Here is a 16,170-nt window from a genome sequence, read left to right as displayed (position 1 = left end):
CGGGCATCCTGGAGCAACAGGCTCGCGAGCTGGCTCGCTGCTACAGAGTCAAAAGCAGTAGCAGGCGTCAATCCTCCGCCGGCTCTTCCCCGTCGCGACGGCTCATGCCGTATTTGCGCATTTTCTCGACCAGGGTGGTACGGCGAATGCGCAGGCGCTCGGCGGCGCGGGCGACAATGCCATTGGCGTCATCCAGCGCTTGCTGGATCAATCCTTGCTCCAGACCACCGAGGTAGTCCTTGAGGTCCAGGCCTTCAGGGGGCAGCATCGCCGTGGCGCTGAAGTCCTGGGTGCTGTTGTTGATCGCCACCCGCTCTTCCATGTCGCTGAACAGGGTGTCGACCAGGTTCTCGTCTTCGTCGTCCACGTAGCGAAATTTCTTCGGCAGTTCGGCGACGCCAATCACCCCGTACGGATGCATGATCGCCATGCGCTCAACCATATTGGCCAGCTCGCGGACATTGCCCGGCCATGCATGACGGCAGAGCGACATGATGGCGCCGGAGTTGAAGCGGATGGAGCCGCGTTTTTCGTGCTCCATGCGCGAAATCAGCTCGTTCATCAGCAACGGGATATCTTCGACCCGCTCGCGCAGGGGCGCCATTTCGATCGGGAAGACGTTGAGGCGGTAGTACAGGTCTTCGCGAAAAGCGCCGACTTCAATCATGCTTTCGAGGTTTTTATGGGTGGCGGCGATGATCCGCACATCAGCGCTTTGGGTCTTGTTGCTGCCCACACGCTCAAAGGTTCTTTCCTGCAGGACGCGTAGCAGTTTGACCTGCATCGGCAACGGCATATCGCCGATTTCATCGAGGAACAGCGTGCCGCCATTGGCCAGTTCAAAACGCCCGGCGCGGCTGGTGATTGCGCCGGTGAAGGCGCCCTTCTCATGGCCGAACAACTCGCTTTCAAGCAACTCTGCGGGAATCGCCCCGCAGTTAACCGGCACAAATGGCGCATCGCGGCGTTTGGAGTGGTAATGCAGATTGCGTGCGACCACTTCCTTGCCGGTTCCGGACTCGCCGAGGATCAACACGCTGGCGTCGGTATCGGCCACTTGCTGCATCATTTGCCGCACATGCTGAATCGCCCGGCTGGTGCCCACCAGGCTGCGGAACAAGTTGGGTTCGCGATGACGGCCGCGCTCGCGGGCCTGGTCATACATCTCGCGATAGACCTGGGCACGGTGCAGGGAATCGAGGAGTTTGCTGTAGCTGGGGGGCATTTCGAGGCTGGATAAAACGCGGCGGCGCTGGTCTTCCGGCAGGTCGACCGCAGAAATTTCACCTAAAAGCATGATCGGCAGGAACTCATCCCACCCGGCCAGGGTCTTAAGCAGGCTGGAAACACCGCCAGCGATGCTGACAGTACCTACCAGCACGCAGAGCACTTCGCGACTGGACGACAAACAGCTGACAGCCTGCTCCCACTCAAGGCTGGAGCTGGCCAAATTTTCTTCACCCAGAAAATTCAGAATCACCGCTAAATCGCGGCGGCGGACGCTATCGTCATCGATCAGCAGAATTTTGGTTTCACGCCACATGCAATAGCAACTTCCCTAGTCAACTCAATGCCCCGAAACGCAGGGCATATTTAGTCGCCCCAACCTGTTGGATATCTAAGACGACTGAAAAAAGAATACAGCACTAGTTAAGTCAAAAGACATACATAGTCAAATTTATGGCGCGCATGTGTCAATTAACCACATATTCCTTATGCCTTAACGGAACAGATGGTAAACCTTTGATGCGCTTTTTGCTTGATTGATCTGTGACATTTGCTCGACCAGCAGTTGGCGCTCGTCGGTGGCCGCCTCCAGCAGCATGCGATAGACCACCAGCAACCCTTCCAGATTCTCGCGCAACACCGCCTCATCCACAGGCGCCTCATCCAGCACACTCTCGACACTCACCCGGCAGGCTGAATCCAGCTGGCCGATGGCATCCCAGTTGCGTTCAGCCAGGGCATCGATCAGTGCTTCACGGGTTTCTTGAATTCGTTGCAGTTGGCTCATGACGCACTCCTCGGGCCTTCAATTTTATTGTGGTGCAATCTCGTCCCAACCACTTTTGACCGTGATCAGCAGGCGGGCCACTTCGTCGATGATTTCGGGATCGTTCTGCGCATTGGCCTGGGTCAAACGGATGGTCATGTACTCGTACAGGCTGTCCTGGCGCTGGAAGGCGACCTTGTCTTCAGCCTTTGATTCATCCATGCCCTGGCGCAAGCCAGTGATGATGTCGATAGCCTTGGTGATCAACACCACCTTCTGCGGGATATCACCACGGCTCATCGCGCCCTTGGCCTGGGCCATGCGATCCAGACCGCCTTCCATCAGCATTTGAATCAGGCGGTGGGGGCTGGCCTCAGAGATCTGGGCGTGGGAATTGACCTTCTGATACTGACGAAGGGCGCGCATCGGGTTCATGTTGCTACCTCATTACGGTGACAGGCAAAAATGGCCAGGACTTGATCTTTATGTCGACTGTCACGGCTAAAACTTTAGTGATCCGGCTGCGGGAAATCAGCTGGATTTAGGGTTATTCAGCGAGTTCAGAGTGGTCATGATGCTGGAGCTGCTGGCGTTGATCTGGGCGATAAGGGTGTCCATTGCGGTGTACTTGGACGTCAGGGAAGTCTTCATGCTCTCCATCCGTCGATCCAGATCCGCCTGCTGCGTTGTCAGATCCGTCAGCTTGGTATTCAAGTCAGTGACTCGACTCGCCAGCAGCCCGGTGGTACCGACATAGCTGTCTGTGGCCTTTGTCATACGCGCAACCAGACCGGTGTCACCGGTAAACACCTTGCTGATTTCCAGCGCACCGTTGGGGGTTGCCACTGCGGCATCCCACTTCTTGTCATCCAGGGTCAGAAGCCCGGTTTTCTGATCGGTACTGATACCCATCTGGGACAGACTGCCCATGCTCGACGAACTGCTGTTCTGCAGCAGCTCGTTACGAATACCGTTAACCAGTTGCCGCATCGAGGCATCACCGGTAAGGGCGCCCGAGGTGGTGGTTGCGGCATCACCGGTGGCGGTGACTTTGGTTTGCGTGTTGATACTGGTCAGCAGCGCGTTGTAAGCACTGACAAAGGACTGGACCGAGGTTTTCAGGGTTGCCGTATTGGAGGCCACGGTAATGGTCGACGCCTTGGTATCAATCAACTCCAGCGTCACGCCGCTGATGGCCGAAGTGATCTTGTTGCTCGAGGACTCCATGGCGATGCCATCAATGGTGTAAATGGCATTCTCTGGAGCTTTACCGGCGTCATAGCCGGTCGACAACTCTGAGTCACCACTGATGGTGATGTCAGTACCCTTGCCCGTGGTTTGCGAACCGATGACCAGGCGCGACCCGTTGGCATCGGTCAAAACGTTGGCACTGATGCCCTTGGATTGCAGCTGGGTGTTAATCGCTTCACGGGTTTGCTGCAGGGTAGCGCCAGCCGGGACCGATACATTGTAATCATTGCCGGACTGCGAAATGGTAAGGGTCGTGGGCTCGGTACCCGAGTTGACCACTGACGAGGTCCCCCCCTCAAATACCTTGCTGGTAACTTTCGAGGCGGTCGCCAGCTTGGTCACATCCAGCGCGTAGGTACCGCTGGAGGCCTTGTCATCAATGGTGACCTTGGAAATTTTTTCGTCTGACGAGGTAGCCGCCAGGCCGTTGAAGCTGGAGACACTATTGAGTTTGGCAATGGCTGCGCGATAGGTTTCAAGCGCGCCTTTTACCGTGCCCACAGCGGACAACTGAATCGTGGTGTCTTTTTGTTGCGCAGTAATCTGGGTTTGCTTGGGCGCTTTTTCAGCATCCACCAACGCTTTAACAATACCGATGGTATCGAAACCCGAACCAACACCCGTAATCGTAGAACTTGCCATCTGTATTCTCCTTATCCGGGCTGCCGCTTTATGGGCTTACGCTTTTTTGACGAGCAAGGCCGAGGAAGCAGACAGCATCACAATTCATGCCACCTTCAGGCTTTGCCCTGAAAAAGCAGGCTGTGGGGATCAGCCAGGTTTTGCGCCAGCTTGAGGGCCATCTCTGAAGGTAACTGGCGAATCACCTCTCCGCTGTCGGAGGCAATCACCTTGACCACCATCACGCCGGTGGTGTCATCAATCGAAAAGTCCAGCTTGCGCTGGTTCGACTGTGCGAATGCTTGTATGTCACTAACAGCCTTTTCCAGCTCCGCACGCTCAGGCGGCTTGCCTGTCACCGGGGTAGAAACCGCTCCTGCCTGAGTGGTTGCGACCGGTGCCGGCGCGGGGTTCGGCACCGCTGCAGGGCTCGGGTAAGCGGTGTTCAGCTTGATGCTCATGTCCATGCCATCACCTCAAAACTGAAAAAAACGAAAGGGCACGTAAACGCGCCCTTCCGTTGTCAACCGAGGGCTGAAATTACTGAAGCAGTTTCATCACAGCGGACGGCAGCTGGTTCGCCTGGGACAGGATCGCGGTAGCGGCCTGTTGCAGGGTTTGTTGCTTGGTCAGCTCTGCGGCTTCGGATGCGAAGTCGGTGTCCTGAACGCGACCACGGGCAGCAGTCGAGTTCTCGGAGATGCTTTGCAGGTTGGACACAGTGCTGTCGAAACGGTTTTGCACGGCACCCAGCTCGGAACGCTGAGTATCGATCTGCTGGATTGCGCCAGTCAGGGCCTGGATCGATTGTTGAGCGCCTTCGGCGGACAAAATGCTCAGGCTGGCTACGCTGGTTTCAACAGTGTTGGAACTTGTGGTTTTCGCAGTCAGACCCAGGGAGTCCAAGCCAGTACCGGCGCTACCGTCACCAACAGTGATGTCCTTGGTGGAGAACAGCTTCAGCGTGTTATCAGCATTTTTGCTGGCGGTTACGCCGGTGCTTGCACTGTTGATCGAAGAAACGATGGAGTCCATCGAGTCGCCCTTTTTGAACTTCACTTCAACGCCGTTCATGGTGACTGAAGTATCAGCTGTCAGCTTAGCCTCGGTCTTGCCTGCGGCCAGACCCAACTGCGCCAAAGCACCTTTACCTTCAGGCGTATCTGCCTGGTCGGTCAGGCTCACAGCCTTGCCGTCCTGGGAGGTCAACACCAAACGACCATCCTGAGCGCTTGCCGTGACACCCGTTTTACCGGCGGCAGTCGTCTGAGCATTGATTGTCTCAATGACTCCGCCAGTGCCTTCTAGCTTCATGCCGGCAGTCAGCGAAATTTTCGTACCGTTAACATTGATATCAGCGTCTTTGGCCAACCCGGTAACAGGTGTACCAGCAGCTGAAGCAGTAGCTGCAGTTGCGAAGTTGCCGGCAATACTGCTGGACACAGTAAATGCTGCAGTGGAGCTCAGCTCCAGCTTGCCCGCATTTTCTTTTGCAGTAATGCCCGTGGTACCTGACGACAGGTTGATTTTATCGGCAGCTTTCGCAGCGGTATCTTCTGCAGAAGTCAGCGTTACGCTACCTGTGCTCGCACCACCAAATGTGAGGACCTGATCAGCGGTTGGCGTAGCATAGGCCGCAGCAGTGGCAAGTGTGTTCGGGGTTGTTGTACCGCTCAGATCGATCGCGCCACCAGTAACCTTGGCAGCCAGTTGCGTGATCCCGCCAGTAGCATTCGCCTCACCGAAAGAACCTTTCAAACCGGTAGCACTGATATCGGTCATGCCGAACGAGATGGTCTGGTTGGCATCGGCACCGACCTGGAAGGACTGGTTCTGGAACGAGCCGTCCAGCAGGTTACGGCCACCGAAGGTGGTGGTCGACGAAATACGGGTCAGCTCACCGACTTTGGCGGTGAATTCTTGCTGCAGGGATGCACGGTCATCAGCGCTTTTATCACCGTTCGCGGACTGCAGGGCCAGTTCACGCAGACGTTGCAGAATGTTGGTCGATTCTTGCATCGCGCCTTCAGCTGTCTGGGCAATCGACGAGCCGTTGTTGGCGTTGGCGATGGCGACAGTCATGCCTTTAACCTGGGAGGTCAGACGGTTGGCGATCTGCATGCCGGCAGCGTCATCTTTGGCGCTGTTGATTTTCAGGCCGGAAGACAGACGGGTCATCGAGGTGCTCAACGAGTCGCCGGCTTTGTTCAGGTTCTTCTGAACGGTCTGGGACGTGACGTTAGTGTTTACTGATAAAGCCATGACGAAATCCTCATTGGATGAATACTGCGGCTTCCGGCCCTGGCAACCGCCGGGTGTGGCCTAGAGAACCTTCGTAATAGTTATCGTCGTGAATGCAGGTTGCTTGAGGGGTTTTTTAATTTTTTTTACTGGCAGGGGGCCAGCCCTTGTGTTTCAAGGGGTTACACAGCCCCGGAGCTGATCTGTTTGCCTGTAGGAGCTGGCTTGCCAGCTCCTACAGTGGGGACGCCACAACGCAAAACGCCCATGGCTTCTGGCCATGGGCGTTTTGTGGTTCAAGCCTCAGCTCAAGGGCGATAGATGATCGCCGAGCCCCATGACAGGCCTACGCCGAAGCCGCTCAGGGCCACGCGCTTCCAGTCAGGGGTGTCCATCACGTGCTTTTCCAGCAGCAACGGAATGCTCGAGGACACGGTGTTGCCGGTCTCGACCATGTCCTTGATGAACTTCTCCGGCTCGCCTTCGAAGCGCCGAGCAACCGCATCAACGATCGCCGCGCTGCCCTGGTGGATGCAGAAGGCGTCGATGTCCTGGGAGGTCAGTTGCGACTCGTCCATCAACTCGTGCAAGTGTGCAGGCACTTTAAGCAACGCGAAGTTGAATACCTGGCGGCCATTCATAAAGAACACGCCGTCGCTGACTTTCAAATGCGGGGCACCCGAACCGTCGGTGCCGAACTTGGCCTTGCCCAGCTGCCAGGGTGCGTCTTCGCCCATCCAGGTGGCGGTAGCGGCGTCGCCGAAGAGCATGGTGGTGTTGCGGTCTTCGGGGTCGACGATTTTCGAATACGGGTCGGCGGTGATCAGCAGGCCGTTTTTCAGGCCCGTGGCTTCCATGAAGCCTTTCATCGCGTAGATGCCGTAGACATAGCCCGAGCACCCCAGGGAAATATCAAAGGCGGCCACGTGGGTCGGCAGGCCCAGCTTGTCCTGGACGATGGCAGCGGTGTGGGGCAAACCTTCTGCGTCACCGTTTTGGGTCACGACGATCAGCGCGTCGATGGATTCGCGCTTGAGCTGCGGATTGTTGGCAAACAGTGCGTTGACGGCCTCGACACACAGGTCCGAGGTTTCCTGGTCAGCATCTTTGCGCGGCAGAAACGCCGAGCCAATCTTGCCCAGAATGAAGTCTTCGTCCTTGGAGAACTTCGCGCCCTGGGCATAGTTGTCTACACCGTTTGCAGGCACGTAACTGGCGATGCTTTTAATGCCAATCATTGTGGCTTCCCAATACTAATAGCTGGAGATCACCCGCTCGAACAATCAAGGGGCGCTGACAATAAAAGGGCTTAGTCGCGCAAAAAGCGGCGAATATGGGTGCATGAAAATAGACAAAACAGCCTGGAAAAGGCCCGGCACCCGCCCGTACGTTTCACACGATACAGTGAAGATGCGCGTTATGACTCATAGGTCACTCGATTTGGTGCGGTTTTTTACAAAACGTTTCGGGTAAACCGAGGATCAAGTGGGAGTCGTCTTGCCGGCGATAGCATCACCCTGCCCCTTCAGACAGGCCGGTTTTGCCGGTATCGCTGGCAAGCCAGCTCCCACAGGTATGCTGCAAATTCTGCATTACAGCTGATTGAACAGGCTCAGCTGGGAGATCTTGACGAAGGCCAGTTGCGAGGCTTCAAGCATGGCTTTCTGGAATGCCAGGTCGATCGAAGCACCGGCCATGTCTGTGTTGCCAATGGCGGCAGTGGTGGAATCGTTGGCCAGGCCCATGCTGATGTTTTCGTCGGTCTGGATATCCACCGCCTTCAAGCGCGCACCAATCGAACCCCGGGCACTGTCGACCCCGGCACTGGCGTTTTTCAGATTGCCTATGGCCGAGTTGATGGCGTCTTTCTGGATCTGCTGGGCCGCCGGATCTTTGTCGCTGGGGATCACCAGCGCTTTACGCAGCTGGCTGATGGTGTCCAGCGCACTTTGACTCTGGTGGTTGTTGCTGTTGACCACAAACTGGTCGCCAGCCGCGCGCGCGCCGGTGAAATCGAAGGTAACCCCCATGGCGCTGAGCGTGTCGCCGGTCATGCTGCCGGTGGCAATCGACTTGCTGCTGGCAGTCACTGGCTGGGCGTAGATTTCGTATTCGGTGTCACTGGTGAATTTGATCACCGCACCATTGCCCGGAAAGCTGTCGCTGTAGGCCTTGGCATCCGCCACGCCAGTCCCGGTGATCTGTGCCGTCGAGGTATTGCTCGGGGTACGGGAGGTGTTGAAGGTGTCGGGTTTGGCCTCGAGGGTGAAAGAGTGCCCCGCCACCGCCGCATCCTGATCGGCTGCCGGGATGTCCTTGAGATTCAGGTTGATGTCGAACGATGCGCCGCGCAGGCTGATGCTGTGAGCACCCTCCTTGGTGGAATCGAAGACACCATTGCCTGGCACTTCAGAGGTCACGTCCTTGCCCTGGGCGTCAGTCAGCTTGTACTGGGTGCTGCTGGTGAATTCCAGGGTGTAGGGCTGACCCTCGGCAAAGCCTTTATTGAACACCGGGCTTGAGGTGATCAAACCGGCGGACAGCGAAACCTTGCCATTGTCCGGGATAACCGCACCGGTTGCGTCTACCACCGGCAGTGCAGTGACCTGTGTACGCCCGGTATTGACCGAGTTTTCCATAAAGCTTTTGGCCGTGTCGCTGCCGGCCAGGCTCAGGGTGTCCGAGACCTTGAGATTGAGCTGGGTATCGTCGCCCTGATAGCTGTAAGTGCCATCGTTGTTGCGGGTATAGGGCGGCGTATCGGTCTTGGAGCCCGAGAACATATAGTTGCCCGCGGCATCCTTGCTGTTGAGCAGGCTGAACACCTGGTCTTCGATACTCCCCAGTTCGCTGGCAATCGTCGCGCGATCGGCATCGCTTTTCCCGCTGCCAGCCCCCAGAGCCAGCTCACTGGCCTTTTGCAGGGCGGTGTTGATGCTGTCGAGGATGGTTTCCTGACTGCCCAGCGACGCCTTGATACCGTTCATGTTGGTGGTGTACTGACCCAACATGTCTTTTTGCTGCTGCAATTGCAGCAGGCGCGCGGCACCCACCGGATCATCGCCAGCGGTCTGAATGCGCACGCCGGAGTCGATCTGGCTCTGGGTCTTGATCACCGACGAGAAGTTGTTCTGGTAGGTGGCACTGGTCGACTCAAAAAACTGGGAAGTAGAGATACGCATCGTCGAGGACTCCCTTAAAGACTGTTGATCAGCGTGCTGAAGGTTTCTTGCGCCGCTTTGATGATCTGCGACGATGCGGTGTAGTACTGCTGAAACTTGACCAGGTTGGAGGCCTCTTCATCCAGGTTGACCTGGGACACCGAGCTGCGGGTCTGCGTGGCATACGCCAGCGCTGCGGTGTTGGCCGTGCCGTCGACGGCGGCCTGACTGGCCTGGCCACCGACTTTCGCCACCAGCTGGCTGTAGGAAGAACCCATGCTGACGCCGCCGGTGCCGTCCTTGCCGACGCCGACCGTGGCTTTGGTTTGCAGGCCCAGCAACAGGTTGGCGTTGGTGTTGTCCGCCTTGCCGTCTTTGTTGAACTTGATGTCGAAGCTGTCGCCCTTGGCCGGCGACCCGCTGATGGTGGTGTCAAAGCCAATGGTTTTCGGCGTGCCGTCGGCGTTTGTGACCGGCAAGCCCGCAGCGTCCAGCACCGGCAGGTTGATCGTGACCTTGTTGTCCTGGCCCGGCACTAGGGTGCCTTTACCGATTTCCTCGCCTTTTTCGTTCAGCACGCGGTAGCCCTGGGCGCCGTTTGCAGCTTCGTCAAAAGCAATCCGTACCGGCATTGCGCCTTCAATCTGCGACTGCGCCAGGCCGAGGTCGGCACCCGCGTAAATATCCAGCGCCGAGGACAAGCTCGGCGTGCTCAAGGCCCCTGTACCGCTGTTGGAGCCGCCCTTGCCTGCCACCAAAGGGCCGGCGAACGCCAATTTACTGGCATCGCTCATCTGTACGCCGATGTTGCTGGCGCCGTTGCGGGTCGGGCTGACCTTGAATTGATCACCTTTGCTCAACGCACCACCGTTAAGGTCCATGGTGAAGCCGTCGATGACCGCAGCAGGCTTTTGATCCAGATTGAAGGCCCCCATGCTGGTGCCGTCCGAGCGTCTGACCGTGTAGTCCTTGTCGCTGGTGAACGTCACCTGATAGTCGTAGGCAGTCAATGCGCCACTGTCGGTGATGCTGACGTTCAGGTTGCCCGAACCCGGGCTGTTACCGGTCGCGGCAAGGCTGCGCTGGCTGATGGCCTGCGCGCTGTTGATGCTGTTGAACATCGACGAGCCAAACTCGCCATTGGCATCCAGGCCCTGCCCCAACTGCTTGTTGATCGCGTCGGCGACCACAATCGCAGTGCGCCCCAGATCGTTCATGGCCGGTGCCAGCACGTCATCGCGATAGCGCAACAGGCCGCCGATCTTGCCGCCGGAGATGACCGAGGTCACGTCGGAGCTGGACTGCGCGTAGTTGATCTGAATGCTGAACTGGCTTTTATCGACCTTGCCCGGCACCGCCGACAGGGTATTGGAGGTATTGCCCTGCACCAGCGCCTGCCCCGTCCCCAGGGTCACGTCATAGACGTTGTCGTGTTCCTGGACCGTTACACCGACCAGTTCATTCAGGGTACGCACGGCCTCGTTGCGGGCATCCAGCAAGTTGTTCGGCGTATTGCCGGCGGTGGTGGCCTGGGCGATCTGCTTGTTCAGCGAGGCAATGGTGGCCGTGTGCTGGTTGACCATCGAGGTCAGGGTGTCCAGCTGGCTGTTGATGCCTTCGTTTTGCTGGTTGAGCTGGGTCGAGATCGAGTTGAAGCGGTTGCTCAAGGCTTGTGCATTGGTCAGCAGCAACTGGCGGGCGGACGCGTCGCCGGGGGCGCCGGCCGCCGTTTGCAAGGACGAGAAGAAGCTGTTGAGTACGGCCGAGACACCGGTACTTTTATCTGACAGCAGCTTGTCCACCGAACCTATCTGGTCGAGGTAAGCCTGGGCATCGCCGTTCAACGAAGTGGTGGTTTGCAACTGCGCATCGAGGTAGGAGTTGTACACCCGGCGTACGTCAGCCAGGGTGGTGCCGGTGCCGATAAACACCCCGCCCACTTGCTGCGAGCCGGCACTGCCCTGCACGATCTGCTGGCGCGAGTAGCCCGAGGTGTTGGCGTTGGCAATGTTATTGCCGACCGTGGCCAAAGCCCCCTGGCTGGCGTTCAGCCCCGACATCCCGATGTTGATCAAACTCGCCATGGTTCAAACCTTATAAATGCGTGAAAGAACCCGTCGAGACGTAGCTCTGGTAGGTCTTCATTTGCTTGGCAATCTGCGAAATCTTGCTCGCGTACTCAGGGTCGGTTGCATAACCGGCCTTCTGCAACTCGCGAACAAACTGCTCTGGTTTATCGGCTGCGTTCAGCACTTCTTTATAACGATTGTTGCTTTGCAACAGCGTGACCAAATCGTGGAAGCTGTCCTGATAGGAGTCGTAGGAACGGAAGTCCGCCGTCTCCTTGACCATCTGCCCGCCCTTGAACTCGCTGGTAATTGCCCGAGCCTGCGGCCCCTGCCAACTGCCAGTGGCCTTGATGCCGAACAGGTTGTGACTGCTGCTGCCGTCCTGCTGGCGCATCACCGACTTGCCCCAGCCGGTTTCCAGTGCCGCTTGCGCCACCAGATACAGCGGATCGACACCGATACGGTCGGCGGCCTGCTGCGCCATCGGCAACATAGTGGCCACAAAGGCGTCCGGCGACTCGAATGCCTGTTTGGCCGGAGCCAATGGCGGTTGCGCCACGGCACGCCCGTAAATCTGCATCCGCCCTTGCACACCGCCGGCGCTGAGCATGGGGTGACGGCTGCCTTTGATCACCGCATCCAGCGACGGGCTGGTGCGCCCGGGCACCGTACCGGTATTGAGGGTTGAGTGGGCCGCATCGGCCGAAGGCACGATCCCGGCCAGCAAGCGATCGGTCAGCTTGCTCGGCAAGGCCAGACGACGCTGATTGAGCATCGCCACATCGTTTGTATGGCCGCTTTCCACGGCGCTGGTGGCCACCCGCGAAGCCCACAGCGGACGCTGGCCGCTGGAGCGCACAAACGGGCTGTCGATCGCAGGGGCGACCGGGGCAGGTGTTTTCACCTCAGGGTTCAAGGCAACCGTGGCGGCCTCCCCCGGCACTGCGGACTTGTTCTTCGACATCTGGCGCATCAGCACATCGGCCAGACCGATACCGCCACCCTGACGGGACAAGGTCACCGACAGTTGCTGGTCGTACATCTCCTGATACTGCTTGGCCGCCGGGGTGTTGAGCGGGTTGTCCTTGCCCAGCACTTCGTTCGCCGAGCGCATGGACTTGAGCATCTCGTTGAGGAACAGCGACTCGAATTCCTGCGCCACCTTGCGCATGTTGCTGTCGCTTTCGCGGTCGCCGACCTTCAGCTTGTTCAGACGATTGAGGTCGGTAAAGGCGCCCGAATCGCTGCCACTGACCGCACCGCTCTTACGCATATCCATGATGACGGCCTCAGATCACTATCAGGTCGGCTTGCAGGGCGCCGGCCTGTTTCAACGCTTCGAGAATCGCCATCAAGTCCCCAGGCGCCGCGCCAACCTGATTCACCGCCCGGACAATTTCGTCCAGCGTGGTGCCCGGGCCAAATTTGAACATCGGCTTGGCTTCCTGCTGTGCATTGAGCCGCGAACGCGGCACGACAGCGGTCTGGCCGTTGGACAACGGGCCCGGCTGGCTGACGATCGGGTCTTCGGTGATGGTGACGGTCAGGCTGCCGTGGGTCACGGCCGCAGGCGAAACCTTGACGTTCTGGCCGATCACTATGGTGCCGGTGCGCGAGTTGATGATGACTTTGGCCACTGCCTGCCCCGGATCGACTTCGAGGTTTTCCAGGATCGACAGGTAGTCGACCCGCTGGCTCGGGTCCAGTGGCGCAGTGACACGCACCGAGCCGCCATCAATCGCCTGGGCGACACCGGGGCCGAGCAAGTCGTTGATCTTGTCGACCACGCGCTTGGCCGTGGTGAAGTCCGAACGGTTGAGGTTCAGGGTCAGGCTGTTGCCCTGGTTGAAACCGCTCGGCACCGCACGCTCTACCGAAGCTCCGCCGGGAATGCGCCCGGCCGAAGGCACGTTGACGGTGATTTTCGAACCGTCGCGACCTTCGGCATCAAAACCGCCCACCACCAGATTGCCCTGGGCGACCGCATAGACATTGCCATCGATACCCTTGAGCGGTGTGAGCAACAGCGTGCCGCCGCGCAGGCTTTTGGAGTTGCCGATGGAGGAAACGGTGATATCGATCACCTGCCCCGGCTTGGCGAACGCCGGTAAATCGGCACTGATGGACACCGCGGCGACGTTTTTCAGCTGCACGTTACCCGAGCCAGGCGGCACCTTGATCCCGAACTGCGAGAGCATATTGTTGAACGTCTGCAGGGTGAACGGGGTTTGTGTGGTCTGGTCGCCCGTACCGTTAAGTCCGACCACCAGGCCATAACCAATCAATTGGTTGGAGCGCACGCCAGAAATGCTGGCGATGTCCTTCAACCGCTCGGCGTGAACGCCCAGGGCGGTCGACATCAGCAGTACGGCTGCCAGCAAGTGCTTGAGATGGGCGGTCATCACTAAATGGACTCTTTATTAGAAAGGAAACAGCGGGCTAAGGAAGAAGCGGTCAAACCAGCCCGGCTGACTGGCATCGGCAAACGAGCCGGTGCCCGAGTAGGTAATGCGCGCATCAGCCACCCGGGTCGAGGACACGGTGTTATCGGTGCTGATGTCATCGGCGCGGACCAGGCCGGCAATCCGTACCAGTTCGTCACCGGTGTTCAGCGTCATCCATTTCTCGCCACGTACCGCGATGATGCCGTTGGGCAATACATCGGCCACGGTCACGGTGATCGAGCCGGTGAGGCTGTTGCCCTGCCCGGCCTTGCTGTCACCCTTGGTCGCGCGGCTGCCGCTGTAGCCGGCATCGAGGCTCAGATCGCCACCGCCCAGCGGGTTGTTGGTGGTCAGGCCGCCGCCAAACAACGAGGTCAGGCCGATGCTGGTATTGCTGTTTTTACCGATCGCCGAGTTGGCGTTTTTGCTCGCCTGAGTTTTTTCGTTCAGGGTGATGGTGATGATGTCACCAATGCGAAACGCCTTGCGGTCGCTGTACAGGTTCTGTTCAAAGCCAGCCTGGTAAATCGAGCCGTTATTGGCCGCTGCCGGCAGCGGTGTACGCGGCAGGACAGGTGCGTAATAGGGGTCGTTGGGCCGTGGTGGCGGGCTGACGCACCCCGCCAGAAAGGTGACGCCGGCCAAGGCCAGAACAGAACAAAAAGGTTTCATGACGGCTCCTGCGTACTTACAGATTTTGCGTGACAAACGACAGCATCTGGTCGGCGGTGGAAATCACTTTGGAGTTCATCTCGTAAGCGCGCTGGGTGGTGATCATGTTGACCATTTCTTCCACGGTGCTGACGTTCGAGGTTTCCAGGGTGCTTTGCATCGTGGTGCCAAAACCGTTGAGGCCCGGGGTACCGATCTGCGGTGCGCCGCTGGACGCGGTTTCCAGGAACAGGTTGCCGCCCTGGGACTGCAAACCGGCCGGGTTGATGAAGTCGGCGGTCTGCACGTTACCTATCACTTGTGCGGCCGGGTTGCCGGCAATCGTTACTGACACGGTGCCATCCTGCCCGACCGTAAAAGTCTGGGCATCGGCCGGCACCACAATTGCCGGTTCCAGGGCAAAACCGCTGGCGGTGACGATCTGGCCGTTGGAATCCAGGTGAAAGGTACCGTCGCGGCTGTAGGCCGTGGTGCCGTCCGGCTGCATGATCTGGAAAAAGCCGCGGCCATTGATCGCCATGTCCAGCGGCTGGTCGGTGGTTTGCAAGCTGCCGGCCGAGAAGTTCTTTTGCGTGCCGACAATGCGCACCCCGGTGCCGACCTGCAGGCCCGACGGCAGTTCGCTGTCCTGGGTCGACTGGGCGCCGGGCTGGCGTTTGATCTGGTACAGCAAGTCCTGAAACTCGGCACGATCACGCTTGAAACCGGTGGTCGAGACGTTGGCCAGGTTGTTGGAAATGGTGGTCAGGTTGGTGTCTTGTGCAGCCAAACCTGTTTTTGCAACCCACAGTGCCGGAAGCATGGTGCTCTCCTCGCGCGCCGGTCAGGGCGACACGTTTAAGTAATAGGCCGAGTTAGCTCATCGCCAGGACGCGAGTCATGGCCTGGTCGTCTTCTTTGGCGGTGTTCATCATTTTGATATGCAGTTCGAACTGCTTGGACAGCGCCAGCACCGAGGTCATCTCGTCGACGGCATTGACGTTGCTCGCCTCCAGAAACCCCGAGACCACGCGCACGTTGGCGTCGGCCTGGGCCGGCTGGCCGTCGTTGGTGTGGATCATGCCGTCCAGCCCCTTGCTCATGGTTTTCAGGTCCGGCTGAACCAGCTTGATGCGGTCCACTTGCGCCATCACCCGCGGGCCTTCGCCCATGGCGCGGATGGAGATGGTGCCGTCTTCACCGACTTCGATTTTTTGCTCGGGCGGCACGGCAATCGGCCCGCCGTTGCCCATCACCGGCATACCATTGCCAGCACGCAGAATGCCCAGGGCATCCACATTCATGCTCGCGGTACGCACATAGGCTTCACTGCCGTCGGGAGACTGCACGGCCATCCAGCCATCACCGGCCACGGCCACATCCAGATCGCGCCCGGTTTCAATCATGGCCCCGGGGGTGAAGTCAGTGGCCGGGCGCTCGGTCAAGGCAAAGGCACGTGCTGGAAAGCTGTCACCGAACACCGGCATCGAGCGGGCCTGTTCCAGGTCTCGCTGAAAGCCGTTGGTCGAGATGTTCGCCAGATTGTTGGCATGAGCCTTTTGCGCCAGTGCGTTCTGGCTGGCGCCGGTCATTGCCACATAAAGGTACTTGTCCACAGTCTTTCCTCTGTCTGACGGACGCTTGCCGCCCACCGCTGTACTGCAGAGCATCTAGCAATTTGCGCACCAACTTTTTTTTGACGGTGCCAATGGCCGCGCTGCGGGGCCTGAAGACGGGTC

General features: G+C 58.7%; 14 protein-coding genes. All 14 read right to left on the bottom strand.

The window, feature by feature from the left end; all coding sequences use genetic code 11:
* Positions 1–67: 67 nt before the first annotated feature.
* Positions 68–1,543: a sigma-54 dependent transcriptional regulator gene (locus WG29040_RS12645; protein WP_003441828.1), complete on the bottom strand. Its 1,476-nt coding sequence runs from the start codon at positions 1,541–1,543 to the stop codon at positions 68–70.
* A gap of 177 nt (positions 1,544–1,720) precedes the next feature.
* Positions 1,721–2,014 (bottom strand): flagellar protein FliT, encoded by a 294-nt coding sequence (locus WG29040_RS12640; protein ID WP_127196232.1) that lies wholly within the window; start codon positions 2,012–2,014, stop codon positions 1,721–1,723.
* Positions 2,015–2,038: 24 nt separating this feature from the next.
* Positions 2,039–2,428 carry a flagellar export chaperone FliS gene (fliS, locus tag WG29040_RS12635; RefSeq protein WP_010656441.1) on the bottom strand — a complete coding sequence of 130 codons (390 nt, stop codon included), beginning with the start codon at positions 2,426–2,428 and terminating at the stop codon, positions 2,039–2,041.
* A gap of 96 nt (positions 2,429–2,524) precedes the next feature.
* Positions 2,525–3,886 carry a flagellar filament capping protein FliD gene (gene fliD, locus WG29040_RS12630; RefSeq protein WP_003441819.1) on the bottom strand — a complete coding sequence of 454 codons (1,362 nt, stop codon included), beginning with the start codon at positions 3,884–3,886 and terminating at the stop codon, positions 2,525–2,527.
* 95 nt (positions 3,887–3,981) lie between these two features.
* Positions 3,982–4,332: a flagellar protein FlaG gene (locus WG29040_RS12625; RefSeq protein WP_003441816.1), complete on the bottom strand. Its 351-nt coding sequence runs from the start codon at positions 4,330–4,332 to the stop codon at positions 3,982–3,984.
* A 73-nt stretch (positions 4,333–4,405) separates the two neighbouring features.
* Positions 4,406–6,127 carry a flagellin gene (locus tag WG29040_RS12620; RefSeq protein ID WP_127196231.1) on the bottom strand — a complete coding sequence of 574 codons (1,722 nt, stop codon included), beginning with the start codon at positions 6,125–6,127 and terminating at the stop codon, positions 4,406–4,408.
* Positions 6,128–6,414: 287 nt separating this feature from the next.
* Complete coding sequence (locus WG29040_RS12615; RefSeq protein ID WP_003441810.1) at positions 6,415–7,344, bottom strand: ketoacyl-ACP synthase III; 930 nt, start codon at positions 7,342–7,344, stop codon at positions 6,415–6,417.
* Positions 7,345–7,698: 354 nt separating this feature from the next.
* Positions 7,699–9,288 carry a flagellar hook-associated protein 3 gene (locus WG29040_RS12610; protein ID WP_003441807.1) on the bottom strand — a complete coding sequence of 530 codons (1,590 nt, stop codon included), beginning with the start codon at positions 9,286–9,288 and terminating at the stop codon, positions 7,699–7,701.
* 14 nt (positions 9,289–9,302) lie between these two features.
* On the bottom strand, positions 9,303–11,351 hold the full coding sequence (gene flgK, locus WG29040_RS12605; RefSeq protein WP_003441804.1) for a flagellar hook-associated protein FlgK: 2,049 nt from the start codon (positions 11,349–11,351) through the stop codon (positions 9,303–9,305).
* Between the two features lie 10 nt (positions 11,352–11,361).
* Positions 11,362–12,615 (bottom strand): flagellar assembly peptidoglycan hydrolase FlgJ, encoded by a 1,254-nt coding sequence (gene flgJ / locus WG29040_RS12600; protein ID WP_127196230.1) that lies wholly within the window; start codon positions 12,613–12,615, stop codon positions 11,362–11,364.
* 10 nt (positions 12,616–12,625) lie between these two features.
* Entirely contained in the window at positions 12,626–13,738 is a 1,113-nt protein-coding gene (locus WG29040_RS12595) for a flagellar basal body P-ring protein FlgI (protein ID WP_010656445.1), read from the bottom strand.
* Positions 13,739–13,756: 18 nt separating this feature from the next.
* Complete coding sequence (gene flgH / locus WG29040_RS12590) at positions 13,757–14,452, bottom strand: flagellar basal body L-ring protein FlgH (protein ID WP_003441795.1); 696 nt, start codon at positions 14,450–14,452, stop codon at positions 13,757–13,759.
* A 16-nt stretch (positions 14,453–14,468) separates the two neighbouring features.
* Positions 14,469–15,254: a flagellar basal-body rod protein FlgG gene (gene flgG, locus WG29040_RS12585; RefSeq protein ID WP_003441792.1), complete on the bottom strand. Its 786-nt coding sequence runs from the start codon at positions 15,252–15,254 to the stop codon at positions 14,469–14,471.
* Positions 15,255–15,306: 52 nt separating this feature from the next.
* Positions 15,307–16,047, bottom strand: coding sequence for a flagellar basal body rod protein FlgF (locus tag WG29040_RS12580; protein ID WP_003441790.1), 741 nt, complete (start codon positions 16,045–16,047; stop codon positions 15,307–15,309).
* Positions 16,048–16,170 lie beyond the last annotated feature (123 nt).

Origin of the sequence: Pseudomonas sp. PAMC 29040 (genome assembly GCF_003994535.1) — a bacterium.
GTDB lineage: Bacteria > Pseudomonadota > Gammaproteobacteria > Pseudomonadales > Pseudomonadaceae > Aquipseudomonas > Aquipseudomonas paraversuta.
Note: the sequence above shows the minus strand (reverse complement) of the source record. Positions and strands in the feature narration are given on the sequence as shown.

Bases quoted from the DNA above. Each gene is read 5' to 3' on its own strand.
- WG29040_RS12610 (WP_003441807.1), bottom strand. From the start codon at position 9,288: ATGCGTATCTCTACTTCCCAGTTTTTTGAGTCGACCAGTGCCACCTAC.
- WG29040_RS12625 (WP_003441816.1), bottom strand. From the start codon at position 4,332: ATGGACATGAGCATCAAGCTGAACACCGCTTACCCGAGCCCTGCAGCG.
- WG29040_RS12640 (WP_127196232.1), bottom strand. From the start codon at position 2,014: ATGAGCCAACTGCAACGAATTCAAGAAACCCGTGAAGCACTGATCGAT.
- flgG (WP_003441792.1), bottom strand. From the start codon at position 15,254: ATGCTTCCGGCACTGTGGGTTGCAAAAACAGGTTTGGCTGCACAAGAC.
- fliS (WP_010656441.1), bottom strand. From the start codon at position 2,428: ATGAACCCGATGCGCGCCCTTCGTCAGTATCAGAAGGTCAATTCCCAC.
- flgK (WP_003441804.1), bottom strand. From the start codon at position 11,351: ATGGCGAGTTTGATCAACATCGGGATGTCGGGGCTGAACGCCAGCCAG.
- WG29040_RS12645 (WP_003441828.1), bottom strand. From the start codon at position 1,543: ATGTGGCGTGAAACCAAAATTCTGCTGATCGATGACGATAGCGTCCGC.
- WG29040_RS12620 (WP_127196231.1), bottom strand. From the start codon at position 6,127: ATGGCTTTATCAGTAAACACTAACGTCACGTCCCAGACCGTTCAGAAG.
- WG29040_RS12615 (WP_003441810.1), bottom strand. From the start codon at position 7,344: ATGATTGGCATTAAAAGCATCGCCAGTTACGTGCCTGCAAACGGTGTA.
- fliD (WP_003441819.1), bottom strand. From the start codon at position 3,886: ATGGCAAGTTCTACGATTACGGGTGTTGGTTCGGGTTTCGATACCATC.
- flgJ (WP_127196230.1), bottom strand. From the start codon at position 12,615: ATGGATATGCGTAAGAGCGGTGCGGTCAGTGGCAGCGATTCGGGCGCC.
- flgH (WP_003441795.1), bottom strand. From the start codon at position 14,452: ATGAAACCTTTTTGTTCTGTTCTGGCCTTGGCCGGCGTCACCTTTCTG.
- WG29040_RS12595 (WP_010656445.1), bottom strand. From the start codon at position 13,738: ATGACCGCCCATCTCAAGCACTTGCTGGCAGCCGTACTGCTGATGTCG.